Annotated in this window: 7 protein-coding genes, 5 tRNA genes and 1 pseudogene; all 13 read right to left on the reverse strand. The window is 67.3% G+C overall.

Going from position 1 to position 6393, the window contains the following annotated elements; translation table 11 throughout:
- A pseudogene (locus tag ACG2DA_RS21110) lies at positions 1–176 on the reverse strand (50S ribosomal protein L7/L12); the annotation flags it as partial.
- A gap of 133 nt (positions 177–309) precedes the next feature.
- Positions 310–843: a 50S ribosomal protein L10 gene (rplJ, locus tag ACG2DA_RS21115; protein ID WP_395258458.1), complete on the reverse strand. Its 534-nt coding sequence runs from the start codon at positions 841–843 to the stop codon at positions 310–312.
- Positions 844–907: 64 nt separating this feature from the next.
- A complete protein-coding gene (rplA, locus tag ACG2DA_RS21120; RefSeq protein WP_395258460.1) occupies positions 908–1609 on the reverse strand; it encodes a 50S ribosomal protein L1 in 702 nt (233 codons plus the stop codon).
- Between the two features lie 79 nt (positions 1610–1688).
- On the reverse strand, positions 1689–2117 hold the full coding sequence (rplK, locus tag ACG2DA_RS21125; protein ID WP_395258461.1) for a 50S ribosomal protein L11: 429 nt from the start codon (positions 2115–2117) through the stop codon (positions 1689–1691).
- A 101-nt stretch (positions 2118–2218) separates the two neighbouring features.
- Positions 2219–2992 carry a transcription termination/antitermination protein NusG gene (nusG, locus tag ACG2DA_RS21130; RefSeq protein ID WP_395258463.1) on the reverse strand — a complete coding sequence of 258 codons (774 nt, stop codon included), beginning with the start codon at positions 2990–2992 and terminating at the stop codon, positions 2219–2221.
- Between the two features lie 223 nt (positions 2993–3215).
- Positions 3216–3668, reverse strand: coding sequence for a preprotein translocase subunit SecE (gene secE, locus ACG2DA_RS21135; protein WP_395258465.1), 453 nt, complete (start codon positions 3666–3668; stop codon positions 3216–3218).
- Positions 3669–3789: 121 nt separating this feature from the next.
- A tRNA-Trp gene (locus ACG2DA_RS21140) sits at positions 3790–3862 on the reverse strand.
- A 36-nt stretch (positions 3863–3898) separates the two neighbouring features.
- On the reverse strand, positions 3899–4054 hold the full coding sequence (rpmG, locus tag ACG2DA_RS21145; protein WP_395258466.1) for a 50S ribosomal protein L33: 156 nt from the start codon (positions 4052–4054) through the stop codon (positions 3899–3901).
- A 96-nt stretch (positions 4055–4150) separates the two neighbouring features.
- On the reverse strand, positions 4151–5347 hold the full coding sequence (tuf, locus tag ACG2DA_RS21150; RefSeq protein WP_395258468.1) for an elongation factor Tu: 1197 nt from the start codon (positions 5345–5347) through the stop codon (positions 4151–4153).
- Positions 5348–5516: 169 nt separating this feature from the next.
- Positions 5517–5588: transfer RNA gene (locus ACG2DA_RS21155), tRNA-Thr, on the reverse strand.
- A gap of 245 nt (positions 5589–5833) precedes the next feature.
- A tRNA-Gly gene (locus ACG2DA_RS21160) sits at positions 5834–5904 on the reverse strand.
- 108 nt (positions 5905–6012) lie between these two features.
- A tRNA-Tyr gene (locus ACG2DA_RS21165) sits at positions 6013–6094 on the reverse strand.
- Between the two features lie 37 nt (positions 6095–6131).
- Positions 6132–6204, reverse strand: a tRNA-Thr gene (locus ACG2DA_RS21170).
- Positions 6205–6393: the final 189 nt, after the last annotated feature.

Here is a 6393-nt window from a genome sequence, read left to right on the forward strand (position 1 = left end):
CCGCCGGGGCCGGCCATCATCACGCCGCCGCCGGCGGCGGGCTCGATGCCGTACTCGTCCTTGAGGTAGTCGCTGAATTTCTTGGCTTCGAGAAGCGTCATGTTGACGATCTTCTCGGCCAGTTCCTTCATGTCCGCCGGGATGTCAGCGGATTCAGTCGTGGTTTCGTCGGCCATTGGGAGATCCTCCGGGGGTTGTGCACGGCCGGACGAGAACGACGCCGGCGGGGCTTTCGGTTAGGGGTGGGGGAGACAGCAACGAGAGTCGCCGCGGGTGTGACGGCCCGCCGCGCACTGAGAGGGACGGGGGTTATTCGGTCTTGTTCGGGCCGGCTTCGCCGTCGCCGATCTGCTTGATCTGGCTGGCGAGGGCCTTGCCCGGACCCAACAGGGCGGCGGACAGGTTGGCGCCCGGGCTGAGGATCTGGGCGACGATCGTCGCCAGCAGTTCCTCGCGGCTGGGGCTCTTGGAGAGGGTCTCGACGCCGGCTTCGTCCAGCGTCTGCCCGTCGACGGTCCCGCCCTTGATGGCGAGCTTGTCGATCTCCTTGGCCCACTTCGTGATCTCCTTGGAGAGTTGGACGACGTCCTCCCCCCCGAAGACCAGCGTGCTGGGACCTTCCAGCACCGGGTCCAGCCCGGTGACGCCCTTGCGCTCCAACGCCCGGCGGGCGAGGGAGTTCTTGACGGTCAGCGCCTGGATGTTCTTCTCCGCCAGCGCCAGCCGCCACGTGTTGCAGGTGATGGCGTCGACGGTGGAAACGTCGACGACCAGCATATCGGTCTGATCGCCGATGCGGTCCGCGACCGCGTCGATCATCATCCCTTTGACGTATTTGCTCATGACTTCGTGCGGCGGGCGGTGCGTGCGGGCGCCGAAGCCGGAGGCCTGCCTCCGGCTCGACGGGTTAGAGGGCGATCTGGATGGAGGGCATCATGGAGGCGGTGATATACACGCTCCGCATGTACACGCCCTTGCTGGTGGCCGGCTTGAGCGACTCGATCCGGCTGATCATCGCCCGGGCGTTCTCGGCGAGGTTCTCCTCGGAGAAGCTCAGCTTGCCGACGACCGTGTGGACGACGCCTTCCTTGTTCACCTTGAACTCGACCTTGCCCGCCTTGTACTCGCGGACGGCGTCGGCGACGTTCGGGGTGACGGTGCCGGCCCGGGGGGAGGGCATCAGGCCGCGGGGGCCGAGCACGCGGCCCAGCGGGCCGACGACGCCCATCATGTCCGGGCTGGCGATGGCGACGTCGAACTCGGTCCAGCCGTCCTTGATCTTCTCGGCCAGCTCCGGTCCGCCGGCGTAGTCGGCGCCGGCTTCCTGAGCGGCGGCGAGGGCGTCGCCGCGGGCGAACACCAGCACGCGCTGCTCTTTGCCGATGCCGTTGGGCAGGACGATCGAGCCGCGGATCATCTGATCCGCCTGCTTCGGGTCCACGCCGAGCCGGAAGGCGATCTCGACCGTCTGGTCGAACTTCACCGCCGGGATGTTGGCGGGCAGGCCGCTTTCCAGGTTCTTCAACCGCTTAACGGCGGCGTCGACGGGCATCGGGGTGTACGAGCTGGTCTGTTCCAGCAGGTACTTCATCCGTTTGGAATCGGCCATCGGTACGTTTCGAGCGTGGGTGAGAGCGGCGAGCGGGGGGATGCGGGGCGGAGTCGACGGCGACGCGGGCGGGGCCCGGTCAGCCGACGACGGTGATCCCCATGCTGCGGGCGGTGCCGGCGATCGTCTTCTTCGCCTGCTCCAGGGAGCCGGCGTTGAGATCTTCCATCTTGGTCTTGGCGATCTCTTCGATCTGGGCGTCGGTGACCGAGCCGACCTTGTTCTTGAGCGGGTTGCCGGCGCCCTTGGCGACGCCCGCGGCCTGCTTGAGCAGCACCGGGGCCGGCGGACTCTTGACGACGAACTCGAAGGAGCGGTCGTTGTAGACGGAAATCACGACCGGCACCGTCGTGCCGGCCATGTCGCGGGTCTGCTCGTTGAACTGCTGGACGAACTGTCCGATGTTCACGCCGTGCGGACCCAGCGCGGTGCCGACCGGCGGGGCCGGCGTGGCCTGACCGCCGGTGACCTGGACCTTGATGGTGGTGACGAGCTGCTTTTTAGCCATCGGTGTTTAAATCCCAAGAGACAAGAAACAAGATACAAAACAGGGGCGACGCGACCTGCGGGCCTTTGTCTCTTGTATCTTGGTCTTTGGTTATTCCTAAATCAGACCTTTTCGACCTGCCAGTACTCGAACTCCGTCGGCCGCGGGCTGCCGAAGATCTCGATCAGCACCGTGACCTTGCCGTGCAGCTCGTCGATCGCCTCGACGGTGCCCTCGAAGGTCTCGAACGGCCCCTCTTTGATCTTGACGGTCTCGCCGATCGGCAGGTCGATCTGAACCTTCGCCGGTTCGGCTTCTTCGTCCTGGGCCTCCTCGACGCGGCCGAGCATGCGGTCGACCTCGTCCGGCCGCATCGCGGCGGGGCGGTCGTCGGCACTGGTGAACGAGCCGCTGGAGCCGGTGAAGCCCCCCACCCCGGTCGTGTCGCGGACGAGATACCAGCTCTCGTCGTTGAGCTTCATCTGGATCATCATGTAGCCGGGAAAGAGCTTCTGCTCGATCACCCGCTTCTTGCCGCCCTTCGGGTCCACAACCTTCTGGGTGGGGATGACGATCTCGCCAAAGTCGTCCTCCAGGCCTTCCCGGCGGATCCGCTTCTCCAGCGACTTCTTGACGGTCTTCTCGCGGTTCGAGGTGACCTTCAGCACGAACCACTCGTAGCCGTGCTCGTCGACCGTGGACTGCTCCTCCGGGGCGGGGAACTTCCGCTCCGGGGCGTCGCCGGCGGTCTCCTCTTCTTCCTTGGGCCCGCTGTCCGGGGCGGCGTCGCTCGCGCCGGTCGACTCCTCGCCGCCGTCGGCCACGGCGTCGTCGACCGCGGCGTCCTGCTCGGACGTCGCGTCGTCAAGGTCAGCGGACGCAGCGGGGTCGGTCATGGGACCGCGGAAGGGAGAAGGGGCGTCAGGCAATTCGCCCGGCGGGAACGGGCCGATCTCATCGAATCGGCCCGGCGGAACCGGGGGCGGCGGACGCCGAGAATGCGAACGACCGGCCGCCGTGGCGACCGGTCGGGTCGTGCAGGATGGCCGGGCCGTCCTGAAACTTCAAGCCACCGTGAGGGGTTTTCCGGGGCGGGACCCGAGGCCGGCCGCGGCGGGGTCAGTCGACGGGCGCGGCGTCGTTCAGCCGCAGCACGCCGAGGGCCTCGAACAGCCAGCCCCAGACCATGTCGTAGAGGAACAGGACCGCGGCGAGCAGCAGCATGATGGCGATCACCACCAGGCTGGCCCGCAGCACCTCGGGCCAGGTCGGCCAGGAAACCTTCGCCATCTCCGCCTCGACGGAGATCAGGAAGTCGGCGAACTTCGGAAAATTGACCAGCCGGAACGCGAACCAGCAGCCGGCGGCCAGCAGCACGGCGGGGATGCCGTAGCGGAGCGCGTCGTCGTATTCGGCAAGCCGCCCCTGGGCGAGGACGTAGCAGCCGATGAAGACCACCAACCCGACCGCCGCGGCGGTCGCCTGCCGCACGATGCGGCCCTGATTCCGCTTGTACAGGCCGGCCGCGAGCAGTTCGGACCAGATGGAGCCGGACGCCTGTTGCCGGGACATGTGCGAGGTCCGTTCGCCGCGGGGGCGTTAGGCCGAGCGTCGCGTCGTGCGAGTCGGCGGGAGAGGTGACGGGAACAACGCCTCGGCCGGGGGCGGGCCGCCGGCCGGGGGAAACGAGGAGCACGAGCGGAGGGACTCGAACCCCCAACCTGCGGATTTGGAATCCGCTGCTCTACCAATTGAGCTACGCTCGTTCGGTTCGTCGTCCTCCTGGAGAGGACGGCGAACGCCTACTTCTTGCGGTCTTCCTTGTGCACGGTGTGCTTGCGCAGCTTCGGGCAGTACTTGAGCAGCTCAAGACGGTCGGTGCCGCGCATCTCCTTCTGGACGCGGTAGTTCCGCTCGCCGGATTCGGTGCACTTCAGCCAGACGTACTCGCGGGCCATCGTCGGGGATGCAAAAGGAAAGACGCGGGGGACGAAACGCAGGTTCGCCCGCTCCGCGACAGACGCGCGAAGCGGGCGGGGGAGCCTGCGGGAAAACTACTCGAGGATCTTGGTGACGATGCCGGAGCCGACCGTCTTGCCGCCTTCGCGGATGGCGAAGCGGGAGCCGTCGGAGAGGGCGACCGGCTTCTCCATCTCGACTTCGAGGTTGACGTTGTCGCCGGGCATGCACATCTCGGCGCCGCCCAGCAGGCTGACGCCGCCGGTCACGTCGGTGGTGCGGAAGTAGAACTGCGGCTTGTAGCCGGAGAAGAACGGGGTCTTCCGGCCGCCCTCTTCCTTGCTGAGGACGTAGACCTCGGCCTCGAACTTGGTGTGCGGGTTGATGGTCTTGGGGGCCGCGAGGACCTGGCCGCGCTGAACGGCGTCCTTGGCGATGCCGCGGAGCAGCACGCCGACGTTGTCGCCGGCCTGGCCCTGATCCATCGTCTTGTTGAAGGCTTCCACGCCGGTGACGGTCGTGGTCTGGGTGTCCTTCAGGCCGACGATCTCAACCTTCTCGCCGACCTTGACCACGCCCTGCTCGATCCGGCCGGTGACGACGGTGCCGCGACCTTCGATCGAGAACACGTCCTCGATGGCCATCATGAACGGCTTGTCGGTCTCGCGGGCCGGCTCCTCGATGTAGCTGTCGAGGGCCTCGACCAGCTCGCCGATGCAGGCGTTGGCGCCGGCGTCGTCCGGGGTCTCCAGGGCCGCCTTGGCGTTGCCCTTGACCAGGGGGATGTCGTCGCCGGGGAAGTCGTACTTGTCCAGCAGTTCGCGGACTTCCATCTCGACCAGGTCGAGCAGCTCCTCGTCGTCGACCAGGTCGACCTTGTTGAGGAACACGACGATCTTCGGCACGTTGACCTGCTTGGCGAGCAGGATGTGCTCGCGGGTCTGCGGCATCGGGCCGGCGTCGGCGGCGACGACGAGGATGGCCCCGTCCATCTGGGCCGCCCCGGTGATCATGTTCTTGACGTAGTCCGCGTGGCCCGGGCAGTCGATGTGGGCGTAGTGGCGGTCCGGGGATTCGTACTCCACGTGGGAGACGGCGATCGTCACCGTCTTCGAGGAGTCGCGGACGGTGCCGCCCTTGGTGATGTCGGCGTAAGGGATCGCCTTGGCGAGGCCCTTGGTGGCCTGCACGTTGACGATCGCGGCGGTCAGCGTCGACTTGCCGTGGTCGATGTGACCGATCGTGCCGACGTTTACGTGCGGCTTGGTGCGCTCGAAGGTGGCCTTGGCCATCGGTGTATTCTTCCTGCCTGTCGCCGGACGCCGGCGGCCGTGCGGCCCGTGTCGCGCCGGGGGTGGGACTGTGGGGGTCGCGGTGGAAACGATCGCCCCGCCCGGCGTGCCCTCGGCCGGCCGATCCCGGGGGGAGCGGCGGCAGCTGATCGGGTCCGCGAGCGGGGAGAGCTGCTGATGGGATTTGAACCCATGACCTCGTCCTTACCAAGGACGCGCTCTACCACTGAGCTACAGCAGCGTGGTTCAGGGGGACGCGGTTCCGGGGAACCTCGCCCCGGCCGAACCGGGCCGAACGACTCGTTCCCGGGGGAACCGGGCGCGCCGTCGGGCGAGCATCATTGCGGGTCCGATCGATTCGGCAAAGCCCGGCGGGGGGAAAATCCCGGCGAACCCCTGGAATCGTCATTTCGCCGCCCGCCGCGACGCCGCCGGCCGTCGCGGGAGTCGGCGAGGGCGCCGGTCGGACGGCCCGCGTTCGGGCGAAGCGGGTGAAGGGAATCGAACCCTCATCACAAGCTTGGAAGGCTAGTGCTCTACCATTGAGCTACACCCGCAGCGTGGCCGCGGGAAATCTCAAGGACCAAGACGACAAGAACCAAAGCAGAGGTCCGCGGGACCCGTCCTTTGGTTCCTGTCTCTCGGGATTTGGTCATTCCCGCAAGTGGGAGCGGCAGGATTCGAACCTGCGAAGGCGTAGCCACCAGATTTACAGTCTGGCCCCTTTGACCGCTCGGGAACGCTCCCCAATCTGCTGCGAAGCCCGCGTGTCGCCGCGGGCGGAAGCTCGCGGCGGGACTCGAACCCGCAACCTTCGGTTTACAAAACCGATGCTCTGCCAGTTGAGCTACACGAGCGCGGAGGCCGAAGACGGTTCGCCACGCTGCGTCTCACGCAACGGCCCGCCCCGCGACGTCGGCAAGCCGACTCCGCACGGGCGGGGCGAGAGTCTAGCAACCGGACACGCCGCCGCAAGTGCGGGTTCGCCGTCCTTCTTCCCGCTCGGCGCAAACGCCAGCGTCCCGGCCCCCGGAAGGGGCCGGGAC

Origin of the sequence: Alienimonas sp. DA493, from assembly GCF_043951915.1 — a bacterium.
GTDB lineage: Bacteria > Planctomycetota > Planctomycetia > Planctomycetales > Planctomycetaceae > Alienimonas.

What these genes read in the sequence shown, in the direction of transcription:
- rplK (WP_395258461.1), bottom strand. Translation starts at nt 2,117, where the DNA reads ATGGCTAAAAAGCAGCTCGTCACCACCATCAAGGTCCAGGTCACCGGC.
- rplA (WP_395258460.1), bottom strand. Translation starts at nt 1,609, where the DNA reads ATGGCCGATTCCAAACGGATGAAGTACCTGCTGGAACAGACCAGCTCG.
- secE (WP_395258465.1), bottom strand. Translation starts at nt 3,668, where the DNA reads ATGTCCCGGCAACAGGCGTCCGGCTCCATCTGGTCCGAACTGCTCGCG.
- tuf (WP_395258468.1), bottom strand. Translation starts at nt 5,347, where the DNA reads ATGGCCAAGGCCACCTTCGAGCGCACCAAGCCGCACGTAAACGTCGGC.
- nusG (WP_395258463.1), bottom strand. Translation starts at nt 2,992, where the DNA reads ATGACCGACCCCGCTGCGTCCGCTGACCTTGACGACGCGACGTCCGAG.
- rpmG (WP_395258466.1), bottom strand. Translation starts at nt 4,054, where the DNA reads ATGGCCCGCGAGTACGTCTGGCTGAAGTGCACCGAATCCGGCGAGCGG.
- rplJ (WP_395258458.1), bottom strand. Translation starts at nt 843, where the DNA reads ATGAGCAAATACGTCAAAGGGATGATGATCGACGCGGTCGCGGACCGC.